The following is a 26,006-nucleotide window of genomic DNA, read 5'->3' as shown; positions in this document are numbered from 1 at the left end:
GCCTGTTCAGCGGACGTGGCGTGGTTGATGTCCCGTAACGGCATTCCCTGCATTGCGGGCCAGTCCAAGGCTGTCTATCACGCTTAACAAGCCTATTACGCCAATGACGATGAAGGCCGTGTGGAAATCGGTAAGCTGCGCTGTGGCATGATCGTTCCACTCCATGGAGGCCCTGAGCGCCAATGCGCCAATAGCCACGCCAATACCGGTCGAGAGTTGAAATACCGTACTGAACAGGGTGGAGGCGTCGCTCATCCTGGGCTTGGGGACGTCGGCAAAGGCAAGTGTATTGTTGGCGGTAAATTGCAGTGAGCGTGCCATGCCGCTTACGAATAGCAGGGTCAGAATAGCGGGCAGGGGCCAGCGCTCGGACAGCAGAGCGCAGAGCAGAAGCGTCACGGCGCAAACCAGACCGTTGACGATCAGGGTTCGCCGCAGACCGAACAGACGCATGACCGGTGTGGTAAACACCTTCATGAACAGGTTTCCGGCAAACAGCGCTAGTAGAATCAGACCAGCATGAAACGCATTGAAGCCAAAGCACAGCTGGAACATCAATGGCAGCAGAAAGGGTGCGGTGTTGATGCTGATACGAAACAGAGTGCCGCCATACAGCGACACGCGGTAGGTCTGAATGCCGAGGTTCGAAAGGTCGATCAGTGGATGTTCCTGCTGGCGCATATGCCAGACGGCCAATCCACCCAGCATGAGGCCTGCCAGTATCCATACCAGATTACTGCCCAGCGTATCGTGACCTTGACCGATTTGCTCCATGCCGAACATAAGCGTAAGGCAGGCACCGCTTACTAATAGAAAGCCAAACCAATCAAGTGGTGCCCGGCGCGTTTCGGTGCCGGTCGGAATCATTCGTAGGGCCAGAATAAGGGCGATCAGCCCCAGGGGCAGGTTAAGGTAGAAAATCCAGCGCCAAGACGTATAGGTGGTAATCAGTCCACCTAGCGGAGGGCCTAGTACAGGTGCGATCAAGCCAGGCCAGGTAATAAAGGCAATGGCTCTGACCAGATCCTTCTTTTCAGTGATGCGCAACACTACCAGACGGCCTACGGGCACCATCATGGCACCGCCAATGCCTTGCAACACCCGGGCGGCAATGAATTGCTCAAGTGTCTGAGCAATGCCGCATAGCAGCGAGGCCAGTGTGAAGAAGCCTATAGCGCTCGCAAAGACACGGCGGGCACCAAAGCGGTCCGCAATCCATCCGCTGATAGGAATGAACACAGCAAGCGCCAGAATGTAGGCACTGATCCCAACGTTAAGATCGACAGCCGAACGCCGAAAGGACTCTCCCATTTGTGGAAGTGCCGTTGCGATCACGGTAGCGTCCAGGTTTTCCATGAAAAAGGTGGCAGCTACCAGCAGGGCTACAGAAGTCGACTGGCGTTTGGAATAAGACATGAGAAAGGCATCAGGAAATGGATCAACAGCATCCTACAGATATCGTTAAGGACGGGGTATAGCCAATAAGATTGGAAAAGAAGAGAAAACGGTTAATTTCAGCGAAGCGGCTGATAAGTGTTAATGAAATTCCGAGAAAATATAGCTATCTGTTTGATTTCAAATGCCTCTTTTTCGGTTTGTTTGCTCGTTTATTCAACTGGGGTTGTCAGGAGGGCTGGAGGCCGCGCCATTGCTGAGGTTTTGCCCTTCAAAAACAGGTGCATTTGGTCGGGTTTTGATTTGTCAAGGAGGAGTTTTGAGTTACTGTATGTGTGTACAGTATCAAGGGTGTTCGTAATGCAGAATGATCTTTTCCACTCTGATGAAATCCTGCTTGAACTGAACCTGCGCCAGGAAAATGAACTGCTGCGTAAAGAGCTTGAGCAGCAGAAGCACACTATCGAAGGACTGAACGAGTCATACGCTGAGGCGCTGGCACGTATCGAGCAACTTCAGGCGCGTCTGGGGCTATGGTCGCCCAGCTTGCGTGGTCGTAAAACATCCAGAACGCTGCATCAAGCCGGCGTTTAAGTGACCTTGTAACCTACAGGGTCACCATAAATAACCAACTTACCTGTTGAACTGGGGCGTCACGGCAGAGCCTACGACGCCTTTTCTCTTAAAGCAAAGTAATACCAGCCCATAATATTAAGGCACAATGATATTCACAAACTTTGCTTATGACAGGCGAGCAGGAAGGAGTATGTCGTTGCAGTGGGCCGACTTATCTTGCGAGTAGTACAAACAAGGCTCGACTTTTGCCGGACGCTCTGGAATGGCGAGTTTAGCTGCATTATGAATGGCAGCGATTGATTCCATTCCTGCCGATCTCCTCAACGAAGGTAACAAACTGAACCGTTTGTTGTTTTTAGAACCTATGCTTTGCACTAAGGTATGCGTGTCTGACAGCAGGAGGTTCCATGATTCGCGCTTTGCTTGCCGTTGCGGACGGTAATGAGGATATCGAAACCGTTACGCTGATCGATGTACTGCGTCGTGCTGGCATCGAGGTACTGGTAACCAGTATCGAGGCGCGTCGCCAGATTACGCTGGCCAAAGGTACCCGCTTGATGAGCGATGTGACCTTACTGGAAGTGCAGGCCATGAGCTTTGATCTTATTGTCTTGCCTGGTGGCATGCCAGGCGCTCAACGGTTGGCCGACTGCACGGCGCTGCGCCATTTCATGCGACGGCATGTAGAACAGGGCAGACTCTACGGAGCGATTTGCGCTGCGCCTGCTGTCATTCTCGAACCCTGGGGGTTGGTCGAGGGTAAGCGTATAACCTGCTACCCAAGCTTTATCGAGCAACTCGAGCAAGGGCAATATGTCAACGAGCCCGTCGTAGTGGATGGCCGTTGTGTCACTAGCCAAGGCCCCGGTACAGCCCAGCTGTTTGCTCTTGAACTGGTCAATCAGCTTGTGGGTAAGGAACAACGCGACACCGTTGCAGAGGCGTTGCTGACACCCTTTTGATAGCACGTTCCGTGCGCCGTCGTGGGTCAACGGCGCACCTAGGCAGTGCCATCGGAAGCCGCACCTTGCCGGCCAATTGATGGCGTAAGTGCCTGATCATTGGCCGGCTCCGAAAGCGCTTTCATCACCGAGATCCCTTGGCCTGCGTCAATGGCCAGCCCAAACCGTATGGTGTCGATTACGCGCTGAACCCTTGCCGGGTCTGCCAGTTGTTCCGCTGTGATGATTCGGCGGATTTTCGAGCCTTTCTGGTCGGTCAGTACCAGCGTGACGCTGCCTTCCAGATTTTCGATCAGAAAATTGATACTGAAATCCGCCTCGAACGCTTGTGCAATGGATTGCAAGGGACTCATTGCCATAGTGCTTTTCCTCACTGCCTTCACGTACCGCTCAAACACCATGAAGGCTGTGCAAAAACCGAGCCTTCAGGCGAAGCCTTTTATATCTGTAGTGAATAACGGTTTCTGGTCGAGCATCGCACTGAGTCCTCCATCACATCTTGCCATGGGTTTGTGCTGAACCCTTGACGGAAGCTTTCAGTCGTATTCCTGAAATAGACATCCAATCGATGCCTTTCATGAAAAAAAGAGTGACCTCAGATCACTCCCCTTTACGACCGTGAGGCCTTTATGAATGCGACTCCTGCTCGCCAGCTTCGGCCCGACGCCGGTGCTGATACCCATACGATTTCCCTGATCATCAACGGTAAACAGCATGAGCTGGCCGTCGAGCCCTGGACGACATTGCTTGATCTGCTACGCGAACACCTGGACATGACCGGTACGAAGAAAGGATGCGACCATGGACAGTGTGGTGCCTGTACCCTGTTGGTCAACGGAACCCGCATCAACTCCTGCCTGAGTCTGGCCGTCATGCAGGACGGCGCTGAAATCACAACTATCGAAGGCCTGGCCAACGGCGATGAGTTACATCCCATGCAGGCAGCCTTCGTTGAGCAAGATGCCTTCCAGTGCGGTTATTGCACACCGGGGCAGATCTGTTCTGCCATTGGCATGATCAAGGAAGGCAAGGCGCAGACGCGTGATGAGATTCGTGAGCAAATGAGCGGAAACCTGTGCCGTTGCGGTGCTTACAACAACATTCTGGCGGCTATCGAGCAGGCCATGCCTGCCTGCAAGGGAGGGCCACGGGAATGAATCGCTTCAGTTATTCAAAACCCCAGCAAGTCACCGATGCCATCCAGCAGTTAAGTGACACGGGGCGGTTCATCGCCGGTGGGACCAACCTGCTCGACCTGATGAAGGAAAACGTGGCACGCCCTGACCAGCTGGTCGATATCAATGCGTTGCCCTTGCGCGAGATCGAAACGACGCAGGCCGGGGGCTTGCATATCGGGGCGTTGGTCAAGAACTCGACGGTTGCCTACCATCCTGATGTCGAGCGAGTGTATCCCTTGCTCTCTCAAGCCATTCTGGCGGGTGCCTCGGCCCAGCTGCGCAACATGGCGTCCACCGGGGGCAATCTGCTGCAGCGCACGCGTTGTTATTACTTCTACGATATCGGCACGCCCTGCAATAAGCGCGAGCCGGGCTCAGGCTGCGGGGCACTCAAGGGCCAGAACCGCATCCATGCCGTTCTGGGGCACAGCGATCAGTGTATCGCCGTCCATCCATCCGACATGGCCGTTGCGTTGGCTGCGTTGGAGGCCTCGGTTCATGTGTCAGGGCCTGAGGGTGATCGCGTGATTCCGATGAGCGAGTTTCACCGTTTGCCTGGTGATACACCGCATCTGGACATCAATCTGGGGCAGCATGAACTCATTACTGCTGTCGAGCTGCCTCCCAGAGGATTTGCCGAGAACTACGCCTACGTCAAGATCCGTGACCGAGCGTCCTATGCTTTTGCGCTTGTCTCGGTTGCAGCGGCGCTGGAACTCAACGGCGGCAACGTAGGCACAGCCCGTATTGCCTTGGGAGGTGTGGCCCATAAACCCTGGCGTAAACCTGAGGCTGAAGCATTGCTGGCAGGCAAGCCGGCTACCGAAGAGAACTTTCGGGCAGCTGCAGAATTGCTCATGCAGGGAGCCCAGGGGTTCGAGCACAACAGCTTCAAGATCGAATTGGCCAAGCGCGCCATTGTGCGTGCCTTGAGCGAGGCTGCTTCAGGAGTAAATGCCAAATGACAGCTTATCTAGGAAAGGCCGTTTCTCGGGTCGATGGGCCACTCAAGGTAACTGGCAAAGCCCTTTATGCCGGTGAGTTCGGTACAGCCGACCTCTGCACCGGTTATGTCGTCAACAGCTCGGTAGCCAAGGGCCGCATCCTGAGCATCGATACCCAGGCAGCGCTCAGTGTTCCGGGTGTTCTGGATGTCATTACCCATGAAAACCGTCCCGAGGTGGCATCGTATAACGAAAGCTACACCGATATGGACGCCGCAGATGGCAAGCACTTTCGTCCTCTCTATAACGACCGAGTCCTGTTCAACATGCAGCCGGTTGCGCTGGTGGTGGCAGAAAGCTTCGAAACTGCTCGCTATGCGGCTTCGCTGATTCGAGTGGATTACGATACCGAGCCGCATCAGGCTGACATCTACGCTCAGCGTGGCAATGCCCATAAGGCGCCTACGCCCATGCCGCCAGATCGAGGCGATGCCGATAGCGCCTGGGCGAGTGCACCAGTGAAGATCGAGGCGGAATACCATTCGGCCGCCGAGTTTCATAATCCGATGGAGATGCATGCCTCTACGGTCATTTACAACACGGATGGCAAGTTGACCGTCCATGACAAGACGCAGGGCGTACAGAACAGCGCTCAGTTCATTTCCAACATCTTCGGCCTGCCTGATGGAGATGTACGTGTCGTAACACCCTTTGTGGGTGGCGCCTTTGGTTCTGGTTTGCGTCCACAGTATCAACTGGTACTGGCGACCATGGCGGCGCTTAAGCTCAAGCGTTCCGTTCGTGTAGTGCTGTCCCGCGAGCAAATGTTCTCGTTCGGTCATCGCCCGGAAACCATCCAGCATTTCCGGCTGGCGTGTGATCAGGAAGGCAAGCTGGTTTCGACTATCCACGAAGTAGTAGGCGAGACTTCAAGCTTTGAAGACTTCACTGAGATGGTCGTGGTCTGGTCCGCTTCGCTCTATGGATGCCCCAACGTGCGACTGGATTACAAGCTGGCTCCCCTTGACCTCTATACACCGCTGGACATGCGTGCACCGGGCGCTGTGCTAGGTGTCTATGGCCTTGAATCCGCGATGGACGAGCTGGCCTACGCGGCCAACATTGATCCATTGGAGTTTCGTATTCGCAACTTCACGGATGTCGATCCTGCCTCCAACAAGCCTTACTCAAGCAAGGAGTTGCTCGAATGCTACCGCCAGGGTGCCGAACGGTTTGGCTGGTCCAAGCGTAGTCACGAACCACGCTCAATGCGCGATGGCAAGCAGCTGGTAGGGTGGGGAATGGCAACCGGTGTCTGGGAGGCCATGCAGAATCCCGCCAGTGCCAAGGCAGTGATCAACATCGACGGTAGCTTGGTCGTCTCCAGCGCTACAGCTGATATCGGTACGGGTACCTATACCGTCATGAGCCAGATCGCAGCGGAACTTTTCGGCCTGCCTCTGGAAAAGGTCACATTCAGATTGGGCGACTCGACTTTGCCCAAGGCGCCTCTGGAAGGGGGATCGTTTACCGTTTCTTCTGTTGGCTCTGCCGTTAAGCAGGCATGCGAAACCCTTCAACAGCAACTGCTCGATCAAGCCAAGGAAGAGGATCAATCGCCTTTCAGCAACCTTGAGTTGACCGACGTCGTTTTCGAAAATGGTGAAATTTGCATCAAGTCCGCACCTGCCGAGCGAATCAAGATCGCTGATCTCTTGAAAAAGGGGGGGACGCCAAGCATGGAGGCTTCCGCCAGTGCCTCGCCTAAGAAGGAGCGGGACGATTACACAACGGCTACCCACTCTGCAGTGTTTGTGGAGGTCAAGGTTGACGAAGACTTCGGTACGATTCAGGTCAGCCGGATGGTCAGTGCCATTGCAGCGGGGCGCGTCTTGAGTCTCAAGCCAGGACGAAACCAGATCCTGGGCGGAATGGTCTGGGGGATTGGCATGGCCATGCAGGAAGAGGGGATGCTTGATAAGGATCTGGCTCGCTGGATGAACCACAACATTGCCGAATACCATTTTCCGGTAAACGCCGATGTGCATGATCTGGATGTCATCTTTGTCGAAGAGCACGACGAGATTGTCAATCCGCTCGGCGCAAAAGGGATAGGCGAGATCGGTATTGTAGGGGTTGCGGCGGCCATCGCCAACGCGGTTTATCACGCAACAGGCAAGCGTATTCGCGATCTGCCAATTACCCTGGATAAGGTTTTCGAATAAAACGACTGATCAAAAAAGCCCGCCTCTGACAGGCGGGCTTTTTTATGGATACTGCTTTAAATCAACGCTGACTTTCTTCTTCGATCTGCGCTTTATACGCGACCGCATCGGCCTCGGAATGATAAATACCGACTAAATGGCCTTCCTGGTGAACGTCCCAGACAGATAAACCCAGTGAACGGGCTTCTTGAGACATATGGTTTTCGTCGCGTTCAGTCACTGTAACGGTCATTGTCTTTCTCCTTGGTTAAAAGGGCACGCAAGGCAGCTAACAACTCGATCATTGATCAATCAGGAAAAGAGACCAAGCTGATTGTTTGCAATAATCTGTTACATTTATAGCGACAATATGTCGCAGGTTCAACAGGCGGCACGTTCTTTTGCAAAAACACAGGCAATAAAAAACGCGTCTTACCTCTCGATAAGACGCGTTTTAGAGGTACCAGGCGATTTAGCCTTGCTGACCTTTTACCGGCTTGCCATCAACAGAGCCGTCTTCCAGCATGATCTGGTATTCCTTGCCATCGGTTTCCATCTGATACAGGCGGACCAGCAGGTAATCCCAGTTCTTCGCAAACCACAGTTCAGTCTTACGGTTGCTCTTGGTGGGATCTCGAACACGCTCGACCTTGATGGCATCAACCAGACCCACCTTGGTGCGCACGCGCTCCTCGCCAATTACGCGAAAGTCGTAAGTATCGATCTCATCACCATCGACCACCTGGTAGCTCATGCTTTTCTTGCCGTCTGCCACATCATGCTGCAAGAGCAGCTGGTAAGTGGACTTGTCCACCAGACCACGGTCCAGCGGCAGGTTGACCGAGTCGCCTTTTTCAGTGCCGGTGACTTTCTTCGCGGTCCAGTCAAAGGTCAGCTTGCTTTCACGGCTTTTACCCAGGCCATGGCGTGAATAGCTATAGCTCGTGGGCAGGAACGTGTCGCCTTCATAGCGGAACGTACTGGCTTCGGTCAGGCCCGCCACCAGCATGGAGGCACTGAATTCAAGTTTCCAATTGCCATCCTGCTGTTTTGTCAGGTGCCGCTCAGCTGAGCCACTCATGGGCATTTGCTTCCAGTCGGCGGTATAGCTGGCATCAAAGGGTTTAAGGTCGAACGCATGGGCGGGCAGGGCCAGCGCAAATGCGATCAGGCACAACAATCGTCGCATGGGATATTTCTCCTAGGATCGAATGACATGTCCGGTAGCCGGCAACGGCTGGGCATCCAGTTCAGCGCCTCGCTCAGTCAGCCGTAAGCGCCCTTGGGCGAACCAGCTGACAGCCAGAGGATAAATTACGTGTTCCTGTCCGTGAACGCGCTGGGCCAGGGTTTCCGCTGTGTCACCAGGATGAATGGGAACGACGGCCTGTACAACAACCGGGCCGCCATCAAGCTCTTCCGTAACAAAGTGAACACTGCAGCCATGCTCCAGATCGCCTGCATCCAGCGCACGTTGATGCGTACGCAGACCGGTATAGCGTGGCAACAGGGAAGGGTGAATATTGAGCAGCCGGCCTCGGTAATGGGTCACGAAGCGCTCCGTCAGGATACGCATGAAGCCGGCCAGGACCAAGAGGTCTGGTTCAAAGCGATCAACCAGCTCGACGAGGGCAGCGTCGAACGCCTCCCGATCAGCGAACTGTGTATGGTCAAGGACCTGCGCCTCGATGCCCGCTTGGCGAGCACGCTCCAATCCGTAGGCATCCGCCCGGTTGGAAACCACCGCGCGGATCTGGATGGGCGCCTCCGGGCTGGTCGAGGCATCGATCAGTGCCTGCAGGTTGCTACCGGCACCTGAGATCAATACCACGACATTACAACGTGCAGGCATCAATGTGTCTTCAGGTTGTTCAGTACAACGCGAGGAGCGCTTTCATCGCAGGCGGCGATCTGACCGATTACCCAAGGCTGCTCGCCCGCATCGCGCAACGTGTTCAGCGCCTTCTCAACGTGCTCCTGCGCGACGCAGATGACCATGCCAACACCGCAATTCAGCACGCGATGCATTTCTGTCTCGTCAACGTTGCCCTGCTGTTGCAGCCAGTCGAATACAACCGGACGTGTCCAGCTCTCCACGTCGATGACTGCCTGCGCGTTTTCAGGCAGAACGCGCGGAATGTTTTCAAGCAGGCCGCCACCAGTAATGTGGGCCATCGCTTTCACGGCGCCGGTGCCCTTGATCAGCTTGAGCAGGGGTTTGACATAGATACGCGTCGGCGCCATCAGAAGGTCGGTCAAAGGTTTGCCGTCGAGCTGGATGCTTTCGATATCCGCGCCTGCAACTTCGATGATTTTGCGGATCAGGGAGTAACCATTGGAGTGCGGGCCGGAGGAGGGCAGCGCGATCAGCGCATCGCCGGTCGATACCTTGGAGCCGTCGATGATCTCGGCCTTTTCCACCACGCCTACGCAGAAACCAGCCAGATCGTAGTCTTCACCCTCGTACATGCCGGGCATTTCGGCGGTCTCACCCCCTACCAGCGAGCATCCGGCCTGTTCACAGCCTTCGCCGATACCGGTCACTACCTGAGCCGCGACATCAACGTTCAGTTTGCCGGTGGCATAGTAGTCCAGGAAGAAGAGTGGCTCGGCGCCACAGACAACCAGGTCATTTACACACATGGCAACAAGGTCGATACCAATGCTGTCATGCTTTTTCAGATTCATTGCCAGACGAAGCTTGGTGCCGACACCGTCCGTACCTGAAACCAGAACCGGCTGCTTGTAACCGGCCGGGATTTCACAGAGGGCGCCAAAACCACCGAGGCCGCCCATGACTTCCGGGCGGGCAGTACGCTTGGCGACGCCTTTGATACGTTCAACCAGGGCTTCGCCTGCGTCGATATCCACTCCGGCGTCCTTGTAGCTCAACGAGGGTTGCTTGCTCATGAATCCAGGCCTTTTAAAAATGCTGCGAAACAGGCTATGCCGCGGGCACAGCTTTTGAGAGGCGGCGATTTTACCAGAAGCAATCGGGAAACGGCGCTTCCTGACGAGGCACTGTTGGTCATCGAATGGCCTTGTCAGGCTTATTCAGCTTTTATTCAGTCATAAAGGAGCCTTTTGGCATAAAGCGCGGTCTGATTTCACCGTGATGCTGCACATAACCTGCCCTCAGGCTTGCCGACGGGCAGGGCGCCTTTTAAGGTATGCCTCTTCGTTCCTGCTTGCCGAGACTCTACATGCGTCGTTTTGCCTTTCTGCTTACGCTCTGCCTACCCTTGCTGAGCCAGTCTGCTTCAGCAGCCTTGGTGGAAGGCCTTTATCAGGTGCGCGAGCCCGTTGCCTCCCAGCAGCCCTCAGAGCGCGACGCTGCGCTGGGGCGTGCCCTGCAGGATCTGGTGGTTCGTTTGACTGGCGATGCGAATGCCGCTCAGAGCCCTGCCTTATCCGAGTCGGTAAAAAGCCCTCAGCAACTAATTACCCAGTACAGTTACGATGCCGGCCCGCCAGCCGTGCTGGTCGTCAATTTCGATCCTGCATCCGTCAACCGTACCCTGACGCAGGCGGGGCTGCCTATCTGGGGAGCCAATCGCCCCTCTGTGATGACGTGGTGGTTGAACGATTCTGATGGTGGTAGTGCCCTGGTGGGTGACAGCCAACCAGCGGCAGCTCCTTTGCAAAGGGCCGCTCAGGACAGTGGCCTGCCGCTCGTCCTGCCCTTGGCAGACCTCAGTGAACAGCTGGTCGGTACTGCCGAAAATATTGATTCTGGCAAGCCAGATGCCCTGCGTGAGGCTTCTAAGCGTTATAGCAGTGATGTATTGCTGGCGGTTCATGCCAGGCAATCGGGTAGTTCCTGGCAGGCTCAATGGCGGATGTGGCAGGGGACCAACTCGGCCCAGGGCAATGCGCAGGGAGCCGATCTGGATGCCCTGGCCAATACCATCATGCATGAGCTAAGTACACGTCTGGCCAAGCAGTTCATTACCAAGCCAGGTTCTACACAAGCACTGACACTGGTAGTAGATGGGGCCAATTTCGAGCGCTACTCTCAGCTGCAAAAGCTGCTGGAGCCCATGGGTGCTCGGTTGCTCAAGGCAGAGAATGGACAGCTTCGCTATCAGCTGACCGCTAACCCGGATCAACTTCATGCACAGTTAGGCCTGGCCGATCTGGAGCAATCTTCTGCACCGGTCGATGCCAACGCGCCCGTTGCGGCACCGGACACCCAAGCTGCACCAGGCGCTTCACAGCCGCCCGCACCTGCGCCAGCACAACAGGTACTCTATTATCGCTGGCGTTGATCGGGTCCGCTAAAGAGAGACCTTACCGCAGGCCGATCATCAGACACTCCCAAGCCGCCTGGCCTTCGCCTAGCGGCTTTCTTTATGCACAAATTATTTAGCGAGAAACGAACATGACGACACGCCGCTGGTATGTCATTGGCGGACTGGCCGTTTTGCTGTGGCTGCTGCACTCGGTGCAGCCTATTCTGTCTCCCTTTCTGATCAGCATGTTACTGGCCTACCTGGGTGATCCATTGGTAGATCGGCTGGAGCGACTGGGGCTCTCCCGCACATTGGCCGTGCTTACGGTATATCTGGCCTTCCTGCTGGTTCTGCTGGGCATGCTGCTTGTCATCGTGCCCATGCTGGTCAGGCAGTTCATCCGTCTCTACGAGTTGATGCCTGCCATACTCGACTGGCTCCAGTTCACCGCATTGCCATGGATTCAGATCAAATTCGGTCTTGCAGACAGCTTCTGGCGCTTCGATCGTATCAAGGCGGTGCTGACCAGCCATCTGGATCGTACCGGTGATATCGTCGGTATCGTTCTTGCCCAGGCAACGTCTTCCAGTCTTGCTTTACTGGCCTGGATCGGAAACACGTTGTTGATCCCGGTCGTAAGCTTTTATCTGTTACGCGACTGGGATGTCATGGTTGGCAAGCTCAGGGGCCTGCTCCCGCGTCGACACGAAGGTTTGGTGGCTCGGCTGCTGGGTGACTGTCATGAGGTGCTGGGCGCCTTCCTGCGCGGGCAGTTGATGGTCATGCTTGGCCTTGGAATCATCTATGCCGGTGGGCTGATGCTGGTAGGGCTTGAGCTGGGCCTGTTGATTGGTCTGCTGGCGGGACTGGCCAGCATTGTCCCGTATATGGGATTTGCGGTTGGCATCACGGCAGCCATGGCTGCTGGATTCTTCCAGTTTGGCCTTGATTGGTATCCGCTGCTGGGCATTCTCGCGGTATTTGTCTTCGGACAAATGATCGAAGGCATGGTGCTGACACCGCTTCTGGTGGGTGATCGTATTGGCCTGCATCCCGTTGCGGTCATCTTTGCCGTTCTGGCGGGTGGTCAACTGTTTGGTTTCAGCGGTATTCTTCTCGCATTACCCGTAGCCGCCGTCTTGATGGTTCTGCTGCGTCATATCCATGATTTGTATAAACTTTCCGACCTTTACTCCAAACCCGGTCGACCTGAATCCAGCGAGCCGCCAGACACGGCATGAAACCGATACAGTTACCCTTGGGTGTGCGTCTACGCGATGACGCTACCTTTGCCAATTATTATCCCGGTGCAAATGCGGCGGCGCTGGGTTATGTCGAGCGCCTATGCGAGCTGGACGCAGGTTGGGCTGAAAGCCTTATCTACCTCTGGGGAACGGAAGGCGCCGGGCGTAGCCATTTGATGCAGGCTGCCTGCCTGCGGTTTTATCAGATGGGTGAGCAAGCCGTTTATCTGCCAATGGCCGAGCTTTCCGGGTATGGAACCGCACTGTTTGAAAATCTCGAACAGTGCGAGCTGGTTTGCCTGGATGATCTGGATGCCCTGGCAGGCAAGCGAGAATGGGAAGAGGCGATGTTTCATCTCTTCAATCGTGTGCGGGATGCTGGAAAGCGGCTCTTGCTGTCTGGCTCCAAGCCTCCACGGTCATTGCCTATCAAGCTTCCGGATCTCAAATCACGGCTTACCATGGCATTGGTCTTCCAGCTTCAGCCGCTGTCTGATGAAGACAAGCTGCGCGCGCTGCAGCTGCGCGCCTCTCGACGGGGTCTGCATCTGAACGAAGAAGTGGGACGCTATATCCTGACGCGTGGCTCACGGAGCATGAACTCCTTGTTTGATGTGCTTGAGCGTCTGGATCACGCCTCCTTGCAGGCGCGGCGCAAGCTCACCATTCCGTTCGTCAAGGAAATCATGGATTGGTGAGCCGCTACCTGTTTACGGCGCTGTAGCTAAGCACTTCAGCGGCGCGACTCCAGTTGCAGGGCTGTGGTTGCAAGGCGCTTGCCTAGCGCACGGCACAGCGTGATTTCATGTTCATCCAAGGCCCGCTTGCCATCGGTTCCGGCAAAGTGGCTGGCACCATAAGGTGTGCCGCCACCTTTGGTTTCAAGCAGGGCGCTTTCGCTGTACGGCAATCCGGTTACCAGCATGCCGTGATGGAGCAGAGGCAGCAGCATGGAGAGCAGCGTGCTTTCCTGACCACCGTGCAGACTTGCAGTGGAAGTAAAGACCGCGGCCGGCTTTCCTACCAATTCGCCTGTCAGCCATAAGCTGTTTGTGCCATCCAAAAAGTACTTCAGCGCCGCCGCCATGTTGCCGTACCGCGTAGGGCTGCCCAAGGCCAGGCCGCTACAATGCCGCAGATCATCAAGGCTGGCATATAGCGCGCCTTCCTCTGGGATTTCTGGTGCGGTTGCCTCACATACTGTCGACACACTCGGAACGGTCCTGATACGTGCCTCCAGGCCACCCATTTCTACACCTCGGGCAATCTGCTGAGCCATCTGGGCTGTAGCACCATGTCGGCTGTAATAAAGCACCAGGATATAGGAAGCACTCATGGCAGTATCTCCAGAACCTTTTCTGGCGGACGGCCAATGACCGCCTTGTCGCCTACGATGAAAATGGGGCGTTCAATCAGTTTCGGATGACTCGCCATGGCTTCAATCAGTCTGTCTTCAGAAAGAGTTTCATCCGCCAGGCCTAGCGCTTTGTATTCCTCTTCGCCGGTACGCAGAAGCTGACGAGCCGGGATGCCCAGTTTAAGCAGAATATCCTTGAGGTCTGCGGCGGTAGGGGGCGTTTCAAGGTAGCGAACCACATGCAGGTCCAGCTTTTTTTCCTGCAGCAATTCGAGTGCGCTGCGGGACTTGGAGCAACGAGGATTGTGGAAGAGTATCGATTCGCTCATTGAAAAGGTCGCATCGTTGTGGAGGTGACAGCTATTCTAACGGGCCTCCGGTGGTCTGAACGAGCATTGTGCCGGGTAATTGGATTCAAGACGATTCACGCATGGTTGAGGAAATAGAATGCGTCAGCGCCTGAGCGACACATTTGAATGGGGCCGTTTCCTGGTCAAACGCTTTCTTGGCGATCGAGCGCCCAACAACGCGGCGGCCTTGACCTACACCACCCTGTTTGCCGTTGTTCCCATCATGACGGTGACCTTTGCCATGCTCTCTGCCATTCCCGCCTTTCAGGGAACAGAAGAGCAGATTCAGATATTCATCTTTCATAACTTCGTCCCTTCGACCGGCGAGACCTTGGAGGAGCACCTGCGTGGATTTATCGAGCAGGCCCGCCACTTGACATGGCTAGGCGTCGCGCTGCTGGCAGTAACGTCCCTCACCATGCTGGTGACCATTGAAAAAACCTTCAATGACATCTGGCGGGTTTCCCAACCTCGTCGAGGCATGTCCAGTTTTCTCCTGTATTGGGCAATCCTCAGTCTGGGGCCTCTTTTGTTAGGCGCAGGCTTTGCAATCAGTACGTATATCGCGTCGCTGTCCATGATGTCCGGTCGGTATGCGGTCATGGGAACGGCCGTGCTGCTCAAGTTCATGCCGCTCTTCTTCAGCATGGCTGCCTTCACTTTGCTCTATGCCGCAGTACCAAACACGCGTGTTCCGCTCAAGCATGCGTTGGTTGGGGGTATCTTTACGTCAGTGCTATTCGAGGCGGCCAAGTCATTGTTTGGCTTGTATGTCATGTTTTTTCCGGGCTACAAGCTGATCTACGGCGCTTTTGCGACCATTCCGCTTTTTCTGGTCTGGATTTACGTCTCCTGGCTGATCGTTCTTTTTGGCGCTGAGTTGGTGTGCAACCTTTCTTCCTCCAAGCAGTGGCGCCGACAGCCAATCCCTACGTTTCTTGTCTTGCTGGGCGTGCTTCGTGTCTTTCTGGATCGGCAACAGACAGGCGCCTCGCTCGATCTTGTCGAGCTCCAGAAAAGCGGCTGGAAGTTGCCTGAGGATCAATGGCAACCCATTCTGGACTTTCTCAAGAAAGAGAAACTGGTGTGCCACACCAGTAGTGGAAGATGGGTGCTCTGCCGGGATCTCAACACATTCACCCTGACGCAATTGATGGAAAAGAGCCCATGGCATCTACCAGAAATCGATCGTCTTCCTGAGGTCGAGCGCTGTACAGGTGACTGGTATCCTCCTCTGATTGAAGCGCTTAAACAGCTTCATGAGCAACGTGAGCAACTTCTGGGCGGCAGTCTCGCCAAGTGGCTGAAACCTGAAGCCAAACCAGTATCTTCCATGGAGTCAACATGATTACTAAAGCGTTACGTGGCGGCCTGCTTGCCGTCAGTTTCTTGTTGGCAGCCTGTACGCCGGATTACGGAAATGACCAGTATGGCCATAAAATCGATAACGCTCAGCTGGACGGGCGGTGGTTGGTCATTAATTATTGGGCAGAGTGGTGCGGACCCTGTCACAAGGAAATCCCCCAGCTCAATGCCTTGGCCAAAGCCAATGCTGAGATAAGGGTGCTAGGCGTTAACTACGATCACCAGCAGGACGATGCACTGCGTAAGAGTGCAGAAACGATGGGTATTCAATACGCCGTCTTCCAAAAGGATCCTGCCAAGCATTTCGATCTGCCGGTCAGCAACGTCCTGCCAGCCACCTATCTTGTTGACCCCCAAGGCCGTTTCAGGGAAAGGCTTGTAGGGGAGCAAACGGCTGCGGTCATACAGGCACGTATCGCTGAGCTGGAGAAGCAGTCACCATGAGCAGTCAGGCAAGGCATATCCACGTCGACGGACGGGTACAGGGCGTCCGTTATCGAGAAAGTGCCCGGGAAGAGGCAGAGCGCCTAGGTATCACAGGGTGGGTAAGAAACCTGGACGATGGGCGTGTCGAGATAAAATGTGAAGGCGAGCCAGAAGCGCTGGAGCAGTTTCTGGCATGGCTTCGTCATGGCCCCGCACAGGCGAATGTCAATCAAGTCCTGGTTCAGGATCATGCGCTATTGGGGCTTGGTAACTTTACAGTATGGCGCTAACAGCCATATAGATGCTTACTGGCTGATGGTCTTGGGTGTTCCGGTTGCTTTGGCTAATGCAGTGACAAACTCATTTTGCAGCTCCGGATCATTGTGGGTCAGCTCGATCAGGTTCTGTTCCAGTTCGCTGGATTCTTCCTCCAGGCCTAGTTCAGACAAGCGCTTTACACGATGAACCCAGCGAGTCACATCGTCCTCTTCAAGATCATCGTAAATAAGCTCATGGGCCTCCAGAAGTTTGCTACGCAGGCTGCGGCTTACCGTTAACGTGCGCTCGGCTTTGGTCTGGTCTTCAGGGTCGATAACCGTGATGTCCAGCTTGCCAATGCCGCTGATGTCATGACCTGCAAAAGGGTCTTCCAGCAGGTTCAGACGCAAAAAGCCGTTTTGGTCGGTCAGCAGCTCATATCGAGCCTTGCCCGCCTTGACTTCAACGGGGCGCTCAGCCCAGGGAAGGCTGGTGTATTCGACGCGTTTATCGAGCTGCTTTTCATCAATGCTGGCCAGGTTCTGCTCGGAGCGCCCATTGGACGCCACGTTCATGAACGGGTTAAGGCCGTCCAGCCCATAGACGACCAGTCCATGGGTTGCGCTTTCAGGAAGACTGCCAAGAAGAGGCACATTGAGAATATTGGCGCCTATGCCTGCCACGAGTGTTACAGCTCCCAGCGGAACCTCATAAAGCTCCCGCCAGGGCTGATAAGGCGTATACCGATCGTAATGACGTGTTACTTCGAAATCAGTCACTTCATAACGATGTTGATCGAGTACCTTGATTCGTCGCTGTGGCAGTTCGAGCACTTCTTTTTCGCCAGCATTGATCTGCAGGCTGTGTTCGATCAATTTGCGATCGACACGCTCCTCATGCTCGCTGCGCTGCGGTAAATGATTAGCGCAACCAGAAAGCACCGTCACGCTGGCAAGCGTGACGGAAAGGAGAAAAAAAGGGCTTTTTACAGGCATGGCTTGGCTCAACGATTAATGCGTGCTTTCAAAAATGGCAGCAATTCATTGATCGGCACATTCTGGTTGTCCTGCTCGCGGCGTCCTTTGTACTCGTAAGTACCTTCAGCAAGGCCGCGATCACCTACTACGATCCGGTGAGGAATGCCGATCAACTCCATATCTGCAAATTTGACGCCGGGACTTGTCTTTTTGTCACGATCATCCAACAGGACTTCATAACCGGCAGCAGTTAACGCCTGATACAGTTGATCCGTTGCTTCCCGTACGCGCTCGTTTTCATACTTCAGAGGCACCAGTGCAATGTGGAAGGGAGTAAGCGCATCGGGCCACAGGATGCCGCGTTCATCATGATTCTGCTCGATGGCTGCCGCGACGACACGAGACACGCCGATACCATAGCAGCCCATAGTGAGCTTGACGGGCTTTCCTTGTTCGCTCAGGACGGTCAGGTTCATTGCTTCACTGTACTTGGTGCCAAGCTGGAAAATATGACCGACCTCGATGCCGCGTTTGATGACCAGGTTGCCCTTGCCGTCGGGGCTGGGATCGCCTGCCACCACATTGCGCAGATCAGCGACCTCAGGCAGCGGCAGGTCACGCTCCCAGTTCACTCCAAAATAGTGTTTGTCATCAATATTTGCACCTGCTGCGAAGTCGCTCATCATGGCAACCGAGCGATCGATGACGCAAGGCATCGGAAGGTTCAGCGGGCCTAGGGAGCCAGGGCCTGCGCCAATGGCTGCACGAACTTCCGCCTCAGTAGCAAATTCGAGAGGGGAGGCAACAAGTTCGAGATTGGAGGCCTTGATTTCGTTCAGCTCATGATCGCCACGAATGATGAGCGCAACGAGCGTGCCTTCTTCCACGCCATGTACGATCAATGTCTTGATCGTCTTCTCAATCGGCAGATTGAAGTTCTTTACCAGCGCCGCGATAGTTTTGGTGTCTGGTGTATCAACCAGGCGAAGCTCTTCAATAGCCGCGCCGCGTGAAGTTTCACGGGATAGCGCTTCAGCCTTTTCAATGTTGGCTGCGTAATCGGAGCTGTCACTGAAAACGATATCGTCTTCGCCGGAGCTGGCCAGTACATGGAATTCATGGGAGCCGCTGCCGCCAATGGAGCCGTTATCAGCCTGAACAGGACGGAAGTTCAACCCGAGTCGGGTGAATACGTTGCAGTAGGCCTGATACATCCGATCATAGGTCTCCTGTAGCGATTCCTGAGTCATATGAAAGGAATAGGCATCCTTCATGACGAATTCACGTCCACGCATCAGGCCAAATCGAGGGCGAATCTCATCGCGAAACTTGGTCTGTATCTGGTACATGTTGATTGGAAGCTGCTTATAGCTGTTGAGCTCGTTGCGCGCCAGATCTGTAATCACTTCCTCATGGGTTGGGCCTACGCAAAAGTCGCGCTCATGACGATCCTTGAGGCGGAGCAGTTCGGGGCCATATTGTTCCCAGCGGCCTGATTCCTGCCACAGCTCGGCGGGCTGAATGGCTGGCATGAGTACTTCCAGAGCGCCGGCCGCATTCATCTCTTCGCGTACAACAGTCTCGACCTTGCGTAATACACGCAGGCCCAGTGGCAGCCAGGTATAGAGGCCGGACGCCAGCTTGCGGATCATGCCGGCGCGTAGCAGGAGTTGATGACTGATGACAGTGGCATCAGAAGGCGTTTCTTTCAGGGTAGAGAGAAGATACTGACTAGTACGCATGAGGGCAGGTCTTTTCTGATCAGCGAAAACTGCATTGTACGGTGGGCTTTCTTAGCCGTACAGGCGAGAGGGGCAAGCACTAGAGAGAAGTAGATGTGACGGGAAAAGTAAAATGCCCGGCATGGCCGGGCATTTTAGGTATTGCTAATGAGTTCTGTATTACAGAATGCTCAGCGGGTACTCCACCATCAGGCGGAACTGGTTGGTATCACCGTCAGCATAATCGCTGTTGCCACGATGGAAGGCCTGACGCGCACGGATGGAAAGATCTTTAGCGGGGCCGCTTTGAACAACATACTTGGCCTCCAAGTCCCATTCGTGGTGCTTGCCGTCAGATCCATACAGTGAGCTATAGCTACCATCCTCGTTTCGAGTTCTATAACCAGTATCGTTGATATCGACATGGGAGCCATCTGCTCCCCAGCCTCTAGCATATCGAGTCATAAAGCTTAGACCTGGAACGCCATAGGAGGCTATGTTTATGTCGTAGCGGGCCTGCCACGACTTTTCACCAGGGCCGTTAAAGTCGGATACATGGATAGAGTTCGCCAGGAAAATCGAGTCCCCGCCACTGTTTTCCTCGCCAACACCTACGTAGTCAAACGGGGTGTCACCATGTACCTTCTGATAGGCCAGCGTAAATGTGTGGGCGCCCAAGGAATAGGCAGCAGCCAATGACCAGGTAGTGTTGTTGATAGCGCCGGCTTCTGCACGACCCTCATCCAGGGTGCGATAGATATTGAAATCAAATGTCAGTGCCTGCTGATCGCTCAACGGGAGCGCGTAGTTCAAATTACCGTAGTACTGACGCCAGATATCTTCAAATTCGGAGCCGTACAGGCTGGCAGTCAAGCCATCAGCCAGGTCATAACTGCCGCCAAGGTAGTCAACGCTATTAGCATCAAGACCTGTGTAAGCCGTTCTTAGAGGCTCGCGATTGCTTTGGCCGCGAGGTCCCGTGCCGGAAGTGAAGTGTCCCGCCTCAAGCTTCAGCCCTTCGATTTCACTGCTCAGCAGGTTAAAGCCTGTGGCTGTTTGCGGGAAAATACGTGAGCCACCAATAGCAAATACCGGAGAGGTAGGTGCCATCTGGCCATATTTCAATACAGTGTTGGATACACGCAGCTTAACCGCCCCGCCTACGTGCTCCCAATCGTCAGGTGATTTGCCGTCGTCGTGAACCGGAACGTTACCAGCTCCACCAAAGCGCTTGTCGAGTTTCAAACCAATATTGGCGAAGAGATCGACACCAAAGCCGACTGTGCCCTGTGTAAAGCCAGATTGGAAGTTGGTCAAAAGTGCATGTGACCAGTCACGGCCATCGCCCGCGCCGTTCTTGCCGTCATGATTGAAGTAGTAGTTGCGGTTGGTCAGCGTCAGGCTGCTGTCTTCTATAAAGCCTTTGGATTCTGACTGCTGACTGGCGAATGCCATCTGGGTCGTCCCTGCCGCTACGGCGAGGGCGATGACGCTCCACTTCATCACTTGCATTATGATTGCTCCTTTGGATTGAAATATCAGTCATCGTTAAACGTGACTGGTTGTTCTTGTTGGTGCCAACTTATAGCACTCTAGTGTCAGGCTTGAAAGTTCCCATCGAGTTTTTATGGGCGCTTTCTATAATTTTTTAGAATCAGAAAGATGCCTTATCAACCTCATCCGGATTGATAAGAGTTCCCCCTGATAAGATGCTCGAACGCTAAGCAAAGAGTGTGCACAAAGTGCCATCAGCACGTTATCGGGTAGATAATCAATGACTTGCACTCGGTACATGCACACTTTTGAGGCGCGCTCTTTCAGATGAAAGGCGTAGCTGAACTGCTTTGGTGCAAGGGCGTCAATGTCCGTCCCGTTTTTAGTTAGGAAGGTAACTATGTTTGATCTTGATGAGCGCCTTGGGGCGGATACTGTAGAGGTAAGCGATTTACCGTTGTGCAAGTTGCTTTTAATGAAGGATGCCAACTATCCATGGCTGATCCTTGTACCCCGGCGATCCAATATCAGCGAAGTATTTGAACTGTCGTTAGAGGATCAGATGCAACTGATAAAAGAGTCGTCATACGTTGCACAGCGTCTGAAAGACTACACCCATGCGGCAAAGATAAATGTCGCCACATTGGGAAACATAGTTAAGCAACTTCATATTCATGTAGTGGCTCGTTTTGAAGAGGATTTAGCGTGGCCGGGCCCTGTATGGGGTAAAAGGCCTGCAAAAGCCTATAGTGAAAGCGAGCTTGAAAAATGCCTGAGTGACCTCAAGTCCCTTTTTGCCGAAAAGTGGGAGGGTGACAAGCATGACGGTTGAAGAACGAATCAACGAGTTGGAAATGCGACAAGCGTTTCAGGATGATCTGATCCAGACCTTGAACGATATTATTGTCGAGCAGCAGAGAGTGCTGGATCGAATGAAGCTGCAGATCGAAGAGCTTGCGAGAAGGCAGGCTGAAATCGCGGTTTCGCAAGGAGCGGTCGAGGACGATGCTCCGCCACCTCATTATTGATGTTGATAAAGGCGGCTCCCAAAGGAGCCGCCTTTGAAGGGGTTAACGTGCAAACGATACTGTCACGTCTTCTGCCTGAAGCCCCTTGTCACGCTGAATAACAGAAAACTCGACACGCTGGCCTTCTACCAGGACGCGATGACCTTCGCCCCGAATAGCTCGAAAGTGAACGAAAATATCGTCCCCCTGATCACGTGAAATGAACCCGAATCCCTTCGAGGTGTTGAACCACTTTACAGTGCCTATTTCACGGCCCTCTGCAGGAAGTGCATCCTGAGCGTTGTGTCGTGTCTTCCTGTGCTTGTTATAGCTGCCTGTTTTGGACGATTTAAAGGCTGCAAACAGCTTGACTAGCGTTGCAATCATCGCAATCGGCAGGCTGATGCTGACCAGGGGCGGTAGGCCAGGAAAGGCATCAGGAACCAAAAGTTCTAGGGCTTGAAGGCATGCAGCTGCCATCAGCAGCGTTGAGGTGATAGTTTGCGTAGCTCCCTTATTTTTGCTGCTGACGGAAGGGGTCGTAATCAGCAAGAGAAGACCAAGAAAAGCCATGTGCAAGGCTTCATGATGATGAAAAAAGCTGGGTTTATCTGCTTGTAAAGAGGAAACCACGGCTATCGAAAGTGCAATCGCACCAGACGCAATGTGAACAAGTGTAAGCGTATTCAATGATATCACCTTGGAGAAATAGCAAGTCGATCGCTGTTGTTGCCTGAAACGCGTGGCTATGAATGATCGACCTATGCGCAGATACGCACAGCGTTATTTAACCGTAAAGGTGAAGGCTACTCAATCAATGGCCCGATGATGCCATCAGAATGAGAGGAAAAAATGAAAAAGCCCGGCGTCTGCCGGGCTTCTATCAGTTGGCCAGGAGGCTGCGTAGCATCCAGGCTGTCTTCTCATGCGTTTGCATGCGTTGAGTCAGCAGATCGGCTGTCGGCTCGTCGCTGACCTTATCTACAATCGGGAAAATTCCACGAGCGGTACGAACGACTGCTTCCTGGCCTTGTACGAGCAGGCGAATCATCTCCTGCGCCTCTGGAATGCCTTCCTCTTCCTTGATACTGGATAGCTTGGCATAGGCCGAGTAGGTGCCTGGTGCAGCGAATCCCAATGCGCGGATGCGCTCGGCAATATCATCAACTGCGGTAGCCAGTTCGGTGTACTGGGTTTCGAACATGGTATGCAGGGTGTTGAACATCGGCCCTGTCACGTTCCAGTGAAAATTATGGGTCTTCAAATACAGCGTGTAGGTATCTGCGAGCAGACGAGAAAGCCCATCTGCAATGGCCGCACGATCTTGCTCAGCAATTCCGATATTGATTTCCATACCGCTCTCCTTTGGCAGTGATGTTTATTTGAAACGGAGCCTAACACAGGCCCTTGGAAATGGAATGCTCGCAAGCACCGGTCAAGGAGGGCCTGATCGCTTGGGTTCTATAAAAGTCAGTCTAGGCTCTTAAAAGGCAGTCGGCTTGTCATAGGTCGGCTGCGTCAGGCTTGGTAATTGTTATAGAATCGCCTACTGACCAAGAGAAACCAGATGGGAATACAGTCTTTGGCTGGCTTTACGTTGCAGCAGTTCTGCGAGACGTGCCTGTGAATGATGCTTGCTCCCCATCTCTTAATTCCGGACTCAAGAGAAGCGAAACACAACCATGATGCGCAGCCATTATTGCGGCCAATTGAACGAGAGCCTGGACGGCCAGGAAATCACCCTTTGCGGCTGGGTTCACCGCCGTCGCGACCATGGAGGTGTTATCTTCCTGGATATACGCGACCGTGAAGGCCTCGCTCAGGTCGTGTTCGACCCGGATCGGGCAGAGACGTTTGCCAAGGCCGACCGTGTACGCAGTGAATATGTCGTCAAGGTAACGGGTAAGGTCCGTTTGCGTCCTGCGGGTGCGGTCAACCCGAATATGGCCTCAGGGGCTATCGAGGTGCTGGGTTATGATCTTGAAGTGCTGAACCAGGCCGAGACGCCGCCGTTCCCGCTGGACGAATATTCCGATGTGGGTGAAGAAACACGCCTGCGCTACCGTTTCATTGATCTGCGCCGCCCCGAGATGGCTGCCAAGCTCAAGCTGCGTTCGCGCATAACTTCCAGCATTCGCCGTTATCTGGACGAGCAGGGCTTCATGGATGTGGAAACGCCTATCCTGACCCGTGCGACACCCGAAGGCGCTCGTGACTATCTGGTGCCTAGCCGTACCCATCCTGGCAGCTTTTTTGCTCTGCCGCAGTCACCCCAGCTGTTCAAGCAGCTGTTGATGGTGGCGGGCTTTGATCGCTATTACCAAATTGCCAAGTGCTTCCGCGACGAAGACCTGCGTGCAGACCGTCAGCCCGAATTTACCCAGATCGACATCGAGACCAGCTTCCTCGATGAGAAAGACATCATGGGTATCACCGAGGGCATGATCCGTTCCTTGTTCAAGGAAGTGCTGGATCTGGAGTTCGGCGAGTTCCCGCACATGACCTTCGAGGAGGCCATGCGCCGTTATGGTTCAGACAAGCCGGACCTGCGCATTCCGCTGGAGCTGGTGGATGTAGCTGATCTGCTCAAGGATGTCGATTTCAAGGTGTTTGCCGGCCCGGCTAACGATCCCAAGTGCCGTGTAACTGCACTGCGCGTGCCGGGTGGTGCCAGCATGCCCCGTAAGCAGATCGATGATTACACCAAGTATGTGGGTATCTTTGGCGCTAAGGGCCTGGCCTATATCAAGGTCAACAACCGCGCCCAGGGTGCTGAAGGCTTGCAGTCACCTATCGTCAAAAACATTGCTGAGCCGAACCTCAACGCTATCCTTGATCGCGTGGGTGCGGTAGACGGCGATATCGTCTTCTTTGGCGCAGACAAGGCCAAGATCGTCAGTGATGCGTTGGGCGGTCTGCGTATCAAGCTGGGGCACGATCTGAACCTGCTGACCTGTGAGTGGGCGCCGCTCTGGGTCGTTGACTTCCCGATGTTCGAAGAAAATGATGATGGCAGTTTCTCTGCGCTGCATCACCCCTTCACATCGCCTAAGTGCACACCGGAAGAGCTCGAGGCGAATCCGGCGAATGCATTGTCTCGCGCCTATGACATGGTCCTCAACGGCACCGAGCTGGGTGGTGGTTCCATCCGTATCCACCGCAAGGAAATGCAGCAGGCCGTGTTCCGCTTGCTAGGCATTGACGCGGCGGAACAGGAAGAGAAGTTCGGCTTCCTGCTCGACGCACTCAAGTTTGGCGCGCCACCGCATGGTGGTTTGGCCTTCGGCCTGGATCGTCTGGTAATGCTGATGACCGGCGCGCAGTCTATTCGTGAAGTTATTGCCTTCCCGAAAACCCAGAGCGCTGCCGATGTCATGACTCAGGCACCTGGCGCAGTGGATGCCAAGGCGTTGCGCGAGCTGCACATTCGTTTGCGTGAGCAGCCAAAAGCTGAGTAATTGATCAACCGGGCAGCCGCAAGGCTGCCCTTTGTCAAAAAGTGATTTGGAGTTCGTTATGGCGGGTCATTCCAAATGGGCCAACATTAAGCACCGCAAAGAGCGACAGGACGCCAAGAAGGGTAAGATCTTTACCAAGATCATCCGTGAGCTGACCGTAGCTGCCCGTCAGGGTGGTGGCGTTCCGGCGGATAACCCGCGTCTTCGCCTGGCAGTGGATAAGGCGCTTACTGCCAATATGACACGTGACACCATCGATCGCGCCATTGCACGAGGGGCGGGCGCCAACGAAGGGGATAACGTTGAAGAGCTGACCTATGAGGGCTATGCCCCGAGTGGTGTCGCCTTGATCGTAGAGGCCATGACGGATAACCGCAACCGTACGGCCGCTGAGGTGCGTCATGCCTTTAGCAAGTGCGGCGGTAACCTGGGTACTGATGGCTCGGTAGCGTACATGTTCGAGCGCAAGGGACAGATCAGCTTTGCACCGGGCGTTGACGAAGATGCACTCATGGAAGCGGCGCTTGAAGCAGGTGCTGATGATGTAGTCACCAATGATGATGGGTCTGTTGACGTCTTTACCTCATTTAGCGACTTTATTGCCGTAAACGAGGCATTGACGGAAGCTGGCTTCAAATCCGAAGCTGCCGAGATTTCCATGATTCCGTCTACTACAACGCCGCTGGATCTGGATACGGCCCAGAAAGTGCTCAAGCTTATCGATATGCTGGAGGATCTGGATGATGTCCAGAATGTGTACTCCAATGCGGAAATTCCAGATGATGTCATGGCGCAGCTAGGCTAAAGGGCCTGATACCCCTATAGTGTCAGCGCGCAACAGGGGTGGCTGCTACTGGA

At 54.4% G+C, this 26,006-nt stretch carries 28 protein-coding genes; 15 read left to right on the top strand and 13 right to left on the bottom strand.

The genetic code is table 11. The features are described 5' to 3' along the window. Positions 1-6: 6 nt before the first annotated feature. Positions 7-1,416 carry a DHA2 family efflux MFS transporter permease subunit gene (locus tag PLU01S_RS07230; RefSeq protein ID WP_074824621.1) on the bottom strand — a complete coding sequence of 470 codons (1,410 nt, stop codon included), beginning with the start codon at positions 1,414-1,416 and terminating at the stop codon, positions 7-9. A gap of 339 nt (positions 1,417-1,755) precedes the next feature. On the opposite strand from PLU01S_RS07230, the gene PLU01S_RS07225 reads away from it, so the two are divergent. Both PLU01S_RS07225 and PLU01S_RS07220 read left to right on the top strand, forming a co-directional pair. After that, the gene (locus tag PLU01S_RS07225) at positions 1,756-1,989 is read left to right on the top strand and encodes a hypothetical protein (protein WP_010795213.1); all 234 of its coding nucleotides are present in this window, start codon (positions 1,756-1,758) and stop codon (positions 1,987-1,989) included. A 389-nt stretch (positions 1,990-2,378) separates the two neighbouring features. Next, a complete protein-coding gene (locus PLU01S_RS07220; protein ID WP_074824618.1) occupies positions 2,379-2,933 on the top strand; it encodes a DJ-1 family glyoxalase III in 555 nt (184 codons plus the stop codon). Positions 2,934-2,971: 38 nt separating this feature from the next. On the opposite strand, the gene PLU01S_RS07215 is transcribed toward PLU01S_RS07220, so the two are convergent. After that, on the bottom strand, positions 2,972-3,292 hold the full coding sequence (locus PLU01S_RS07215) for a DUF3509 domain-containing protein (RefSeq protein WP_010795211.1): 321 nt from the start codon (positions 3,290-3,292) through the stop codon (positions 2,972-2,974). A gap of 270 nt (positions 3,293-3,562) precedes the next feature. On the opposite strand from PLU01S_RS07215, the gene PLU01S_RS07210 reads away from it, so the two are divergent. Genes PLU01S_RS07210 through PLU01S_RS07200 form a run of 3 tightly spaced genes read left to right on the top strand, consistent with a single transcriptional unit; the run spans position 3,563 to position 7,280 of the window. Continuing rightward, positions 3,563-4,090 carry a (2Fe-2S)-binding protein gene (locus PLU01S_RS07210; protein ID WP_074824615.1) on the top strand — a complete coding sequence of 176 codons (528 nt, stop codon included), beginning with the start codon at positions 3,563-3,565 and terminating at the stop codon, positions 4,088-4,090. Further along, entirely contained in the window at positions 4,087-5,076 is a 990-nt protein-coding gene (locus PLU01S_RS07205) for an FAD binding domain-containing protein (protein WP_074824611.1), read from the top strand. Before PLU01S_RS07210 ends, PLU01S_RS07205 begins: the two co-directional genes overlap by 4 nt. After that, positions 5,073-7,280 carry a xanthine dehydrogenase family protein molybdopterin-binding subunit gene (locus PLU01S_RS07200; protein ID WP_074824608.1) on the top strand — a complete coding sequence of 736 codons (2,208 nt, stop codon included), beginning with the start codon at positions 5,073-5,075 and terminating at the stop codon, positions 7,278-7,280. The genes PLU01S_RS07205 and PLU01S_RS07200 overlap by 4 nt, the downstream gene beginning before the upstream one ends. A gap of 61 nt (positions 7,281-7,341) precedes the next feature. Here the strand turns inward: PLU01S_RS07200 and PLU01S_RS25660 are convergent, their stop codons facing one another. From PLU01S_RS25660 to purM, 4 genes are all read right to left on the bottom strand, one after another. Next, a complete protein-coding gene (locus PLU01S_RS25660; protein ID WP_019366332.1) occupies positions 7,342-7,512 on the bottom strand; it encodes a hypothetical protein in 171 nt (56 codons plus the stop codon). Positions 7,513-7,731: 219 nt separating this feature from the next. Further along, positions 7,732-8,448, bottom strand: coding sequence for a DUF3108 domain-containing protein (locus PLU01S_RS07195; protein WP_010795206.1), 717 nt, complete (start codon positions 8,446-8,448; stop codon positions 7,732-7,734). 12 nt (positions 8,449-8,460) lie between these two features. Beyond that, the gene (gene purN / locus PLU01S_RS07190; RefSeq protein ID WP_074824605.1) at positions 8,461-9,111 is read right to left on the bottom strand and encodes a phosphoribosylglycinamide formyltransferase; all 651 of its coding nucleotides are present in this window, start codon (positions 9,109-9,111) and stop codon (positions 8,461-8,463) included. After that, positions 9,111-10,169 carry a phosphoribosylformylglycinamidine cyclo-ligase gene (gene purM / locus PLU01S_RS07185; RefSeq protein WP_074824604.1) on the bottom strand — a complete coding sequence of 353 codons (1,059 nt, stop codon included), beginning with the start codon at positions 10,167-10,169 and terminating at the stop codon, positions 9,111-9,113. Before purM ends, purN begins: the two co-directional genes overlap by 1 nt. Before the next feature lie 293 nt (positions 10,170-10,462). Between purM and PLU01S_RS07180 the strand changes: the two genes are divergently transcribed. The 3 genes from PLU01S_RS07180 (at position 10,463) to hda (ending at position 13,433) form a co-directional block, all read left to right on the top strand. Continuing rightward, positions 10,463-11,527, top strand: a complete 1,065-nt coding sequence (locus tag PLU01S_RS07180) for a DUF2066 domain-containing protein (RefSeq protein ID WP_074824601.1) — start codon at positions 10,463-10,465, stop codon at positions 11,525-11,527. Between the two features lie 113 nt (positions 11,528-11,640). Next, positions 11,641-12,732, top strand: coding sequence for an AI-2E family transporter (locus PLU01S_RS07175; protein ID WP_074824598.1), 1,092 nt, complete (start codon positions 11,641-11,643; stop codon positions 12,730-12,732). Continuing rightward, positions 12,729-13,433, top strand: a complete 705-nt coding sequence (gene hda, locus PLU01S_RS07170) for a DnaA regulatory inactivator Hda (protein ID WP_010795201.1) — start codon at positions 12,729-12,731, stop codon at positions 13,431-13,433. Before PLU01S_RS07175 ends, hda begins: the two co-directional genes overlap by 4 nt. A gap of 35 nt (positions 13,434-13,468) precedes the next feature. Here the strand turns inward: hda and wrbA are convergent, their stop codons facing one another. Together wrbA and arsC are read right to left on the bottom strand one after the other, a co-directional pair. Continuing rightward, entirely contained in the window at positions 13,469-14,071 is a 603-nt protein-coding gene (gene wrbA, locus PLU01S_RS07165; protein WP_074824597.1) for an NAD(P)H:quinone oxidoreductase, read from the bottom strand. After that, positions 14,068-14,421 (bottom strand): arsenate reductase (glutaredoxin), encoded by a 354-nt coding sequence (gene arsC, locus PLU01S_RS07160; RefSeq protein ID WP_074824594.1) that lies wholly within the window; start codon positions 14,419-14,421, stop codon positions 14,068-14,070. The genes wrbA and arsC overlap by 4 nt, the downstream gene beginning before the upstream one ends. Before the next feature lie 118 nt (positions 14,422-14,539). On the opposite strand from arsC, the gene PLU01S_RS07155 reads away from it, so the two are divergent. The 3 genes from PLU01S_RS07155 to PLU01S_RS07145 are packed head-to-tail and all read left to right on the top strand — an operon-like array spanning position 14,540 to position 16,523. Further along, positions 14,540-15,790 carry a YihY family inner membrane protein gene (locus PLU01S_RS07155; RefSeq protein WP_074824591.1) on the top strand — a complete coding sequence of 417 codons (1,251 nt, stop codon included), beginning with the start codon at positions 14,540-14,542 and terminating at the stop codon, positions 15,788-15,790. Continuing rightward, positions 15,787-16,251, top strand: coding sequence for a TlpA family protein disulfide reductase (locus tag PLU01S_RS07150; RefSeq protein WP_083397860.1), 465 nt, complete (start codon positions 15,787-15,789; stop codon positions 16,249-16,251). The genes PLU01S_RS07155 and PLU01S_RS07150 overlap by 4 nt, the downstream gene beginning before the upstream one ends. Then, positions 16,248-16,523, top strand: coding sequence for an acylphosphatase (locus PLU01S_RS07145; RefSeq protein ID WP_074824588.1), 276 nt, complete (start codon positions 16,248-16,250; stop codon positions 16,521-16,523). Before PLU01S_RS07150 ends, PLU01S_RS07145 begins: the two co-directional genes overlap by 4 nt. Before the next feature lie 15 nt (positions 16,524-16,538). Here the strand turns inward: PLU01S_RS07145 and PLU01S_RS07140 are convergent, their stop codons facing one another. From PLU01S_RS07140 to PLU01S_RS07130, 3 genes are all read right to left on the bottom strand, one after another. After that, on the bottom strand, positions 16,539-17,486 hold the full coding sequence (locus PLU01S_RS07140; protein WP_074824585.1) for a hypothetical protein: 948 nt from the start codon (positions 17,484-17,486) through the stop codon (positions 16,539-16,541). A gap of 8 nt (positions 17,487-17,494) precedes the next feature. Continuing rightward, positions 17,495-19,210: a proline--tRNA ligase gene (locus PLU01S_RS07135; protein ID WP_074824582.1), complete on the bottom strand. Its 1,716-nt coding sequence runs from the start codon at positions 19,208-19,210 to the stop codon at positions 17,495-17,497. Positions 19,211-19,369: 159 nt separating this feature from the next. Then, the gene (locus PLU01S_RS07130; protein ID WP_074824580.1) at positions 19,370-20,701 is read right to left on the bottom strand and encodes an OprD family porin; all 1,332 of its coding nucleotides are present in this window, start codon (positions 20,699-20,701) and stop codon (positions 19,370-19,372) included. 382 nt (positions 20,702-21,083) lie between these two features. Here PLU01S_RS07130 and PLU01S_RS07125 point away from each other — a divergent pair, with 382 nt between their 5' ends. Together PLU01S_RS07125 and PLU01S_RS07120 are read left to right on the top strand one after the other, a co-directional pair. Beyond that, on the top strand, positions 21,084-21,515 hold the full coding sequence (locus tag PLU01S_RS07125; RefSeq protein WP_074824579.1) for an HIT domain-containing protein: 432 nt from the start codon (positions 21,084-21,086) through the stop codon (positions 21,513-21,515). Further along, entirely contained in the window at positions 21,505-21,711 is a 207-nt protein-coding gene (locus PLU01S_RS07120; protein ID WP_010795191.1) for a SlyX family protein, read from the top strand. The genes PLU01S_RS07125 and PLU01S_RS07120 overlap by 11 nt, the downstream gene beginning before the upstream one ends. 42 nt (positions 21,712-21,753) lie before the next feature. On the opposite strand, the gene PLU01S_RS26545 is transcribed toward PLU01S_RS07120, so the two are convergent. Both PLU01S_RS26545 and PLU01S_RS07110 read right to left on the bottom strand, forming a co-directional pair. Continuing rightward, positions 21,754-22,380: a cold-shock protein gene (locus PLU01S_RS26545; RefSeq protein WP_074824576.1), complete on the bottom strand. Its 627-nt coding sequence runs from the start codon at positions 22,378-22,380 to the stop codon at positions 21,754-21,756. A gap of 193 nt (positions 22,381-22,573) precedes the next feature. Continuing rightward, positions 22,574-23,044, bottom strand: coding sequence for a Dps family protein (locus tag PLU01S_RS07110; protein ID WP_010795189.1), 471 nt, complete (start codon positions 23,042-23,044; stop codon positions 22,574-22,576). 328 nt (positions 23,045-23,372) lie between these two features. Here PLU01S_RS07110 and aspS point away from each other — a divergent pair, with 328 nt between their 5' ends. Both aspS and PLU01S_RS07100 read left to right on the top strand, forming a co-directional pair. After that, the gene (aspS, locus tag PLU01S_RS07105; protein ID WP_074824573.1) at positions 23,373-25,148 is read left to right on the top strand and encodes an aspartate--tRNA ligase; all 1,776 of its coding nucleotides are present in this window, start codon (positions 23,373-23,375) and stop codon (positions 25,146-25,148) included. A gap of 58 nt (positions 25,149-25,206) precedes the next feature. After that, positions 25,207-25,953, top strand: a complete 747-nt coding sequence (locus PLU01S_RS07100) for a YebC/PmpR family DNA-binding transcriptional regulator (RefSeq protein WP_010795187.1) — start codon at positions 25,207-25,209, stop codon at positions 25,951-25,953. Positions 25,954-26,006: the final 53 nt, after the last annotated feature.

The organism is Pseudomonas luteola NBRC 103146 (genome assembly GCF_002091675.1).
Lineage (GTDB): Bacteria > Pseudomonadota > Gammaproteobacteria > Pseudomonadales > Pseudomonadaceae > Chryseomonas > Chryseomonas luteola.
This window is presented reverse-complemented; position numbering and strand designations above follow the sequence as displayed.

Bases quoted from the DNA above. Each gene is read 5' to 3' on its own strand.
- PLU01S_RS07230 (WP_074824621.1), bottom strand. From the start codon at position 1,416: ATGTCTTATTCCAAACGCCAGTCGACTTCTGTAGCCCTGCTGGTAGCT.
- PLU01S_RS07225 (WP_010795213.1), top strand. From the start codon at position 1,756: ATGCAGAATGATCTTTTCCACTCTGATGAAATCCTGCTTGAACTGAAC.
- PLU01S_RS07220 (WP_074824618.1), top strand. From the start codon at position 2,379: ATGATTCGCGCTTTGCTTGCCGTTGCGGACGGTAATGAGGATATCGAA.
- PLU01S_RS07215 (WP_010795211.1), bottom strand. From the start codon at position 3,292: ATGGCAATGAGTCCCTTGCAATCCATTGCACAAGCGTTCGAGGCGGAT.
- PLU01S_RS07210 (WP_074824615.1), top strand. From the start codon at position 3,563: ATGAATGCGACTCCTGCTCGCCAGCTTCGGCCCGACGCCGGTGCTGAT.
- PLU01S_RS07205 (WP_074824611.1), top strand. From the start codon at position 4,087: ATGAATCGCTTCAGTTATTCAAAACCCCAGCAAGTCACCGATGCCATC.
- PLU01S_RS07200 (WP_074824608.1), top strand. From the start codon at position 5,073: ATGACAGCTTATCTAGGAAAGGCCGTTTCTCGGGTCGATGGGCCACTC.
- PLU01S_RS25660 (WP_019366332.1), bottom strand. From the start codon at position 7,512: ATGACCGTTACAGTGACTGAACGCGACGAAAACCATATGTCTCAAGAA.
- PLU01S_RS07195 (WP_010795206.1), bottom strand. From the start codon at position 8,448: ATGCGACGATTGTTGTGCCTGATCGCATTTGCGCTGGCCCTGCCCGCC.
- purN (WP_074824605.1), bottom strand. From the start codon at position 9,111: ATGCCTGCACGTTGTAATGTCGTGGTATTGATCTCAGGTGCCGGTAGC.
- purM (WP_074824604.1), bottom strand. From the start codon at position 10,169: ATGAGCAAGCAACCCTCGTTGAGCTACAAGGACGCCGGAGTGGATATC.
- PLU01S_RS07180 (WP_074824601.1), top strand. From the start codon at position 10,463: ATGCGTCGTTTTGCCTTTCTGCTTACGCTCTGCCTACCCTTGCTGAGC.
- PLU01S_RS07175 (WP_074824598.1), top strand. From the start codon at position 11,641: ATGACGACACGCCGCTGGTATGTCATTGGCGGACTGGCCGTTTTGCTG.
- hda (WP_010795201.1), top strand. From the start codon at position 12,729: ATGAAACCGATACAGTTACCCTTGGGTGTGCGTCTACGCGATGACGCT.
- wrbA (WP_074824597.1), bottom strand. From the start codon at position 14,071: ATGAGTGCTTCCTATATCCTGGTGCTTTATTACAGCCGACATGGTGCT.
- arsC (WP_074824594.1), bottom strand. From the start codon at position 14,421: ATGAGCGAATCGATACTCTTCCACAATCCTCGTTGCTCCAAGTCCCGC.
- PLU01S_RS07155 (WP_074824591.1), top strand. From the start codon at position 14,540: ATGCGTCAGCGCCTGAGCGACACATTTGAATGGGGCCGTTTCCTGGTC.
- PLU01S_RS07150 (WP_083397860.1), top strand. From the start codon at position 15,787: ATGATTACTAAAGCGTTACGTGGCGGCCTGCTTGCCGTCAGTTTCTTG.
- PLU01S_RS07145 (WP_074824588.1), top strand. From the start codon at position 16,248: ATGAGCAGTCAGGCAAGGCATATCCACGTCGACGGACGGGTACAGGGC.
- PLU01S_RS07140 (WP_074824585.1), bottom strand. From the start codon at position 17,486: ATGCCTGTAAAAAGCCCTTTTTTTCTCCTTTCCGTCACGCTTGCCAGC.
- PLU01S_RS07135 (WP_074824582.1), bottom strand. From the start codon at position 19,210: ATGCGTACTAGTCAGTATCTTCTCTCTACCCTGAAAGAAACGCCTTCT.
- PLU01S_RS07130 (WP_074824580.1), bottom strand. From the start codon at position 20,701: ATGCAAGTGATGAAGTGGAGCGTCATCGCCCTCGCCGTAGCGGCAGGG.
- PLU01S_RS07125 (WP_074824579.1), top strand. From the start codon at position 21,084: ATGTTTGATCTTGATGAGCGCCTTGGGGCGGATACTGTAGAGGTAAGC.
- PLU01S_RS07120 (WP_010795191.1), top strand. From the start codon at position 21,505: ATGACGGTTGAAGAACGAATCAACGAGTTGGAAATGCGACAAGCGTTT.
- PLU01S_RS07110 (WP_010795189.1), bottom strand. From the start codon at position 23,044: ATGGAAATCAATATCGGAATTGCTGAGCAAGATCGTGCGGCCATTGCA.
- aspS (WP_074824573.1), top strand. From the start codon at position 23,373: ATGATGCGCAGCCATTATTGCGGCCAATTGAACGAGAGCCTGGACGGC.
- PLU01S_RS07100 (WP_010795187.1), top strand. From the start codon at position 25,207: ATGGCGGGTCATTCCAAATGGGCCAACATTAAGCACCGCAAAGAGCGA.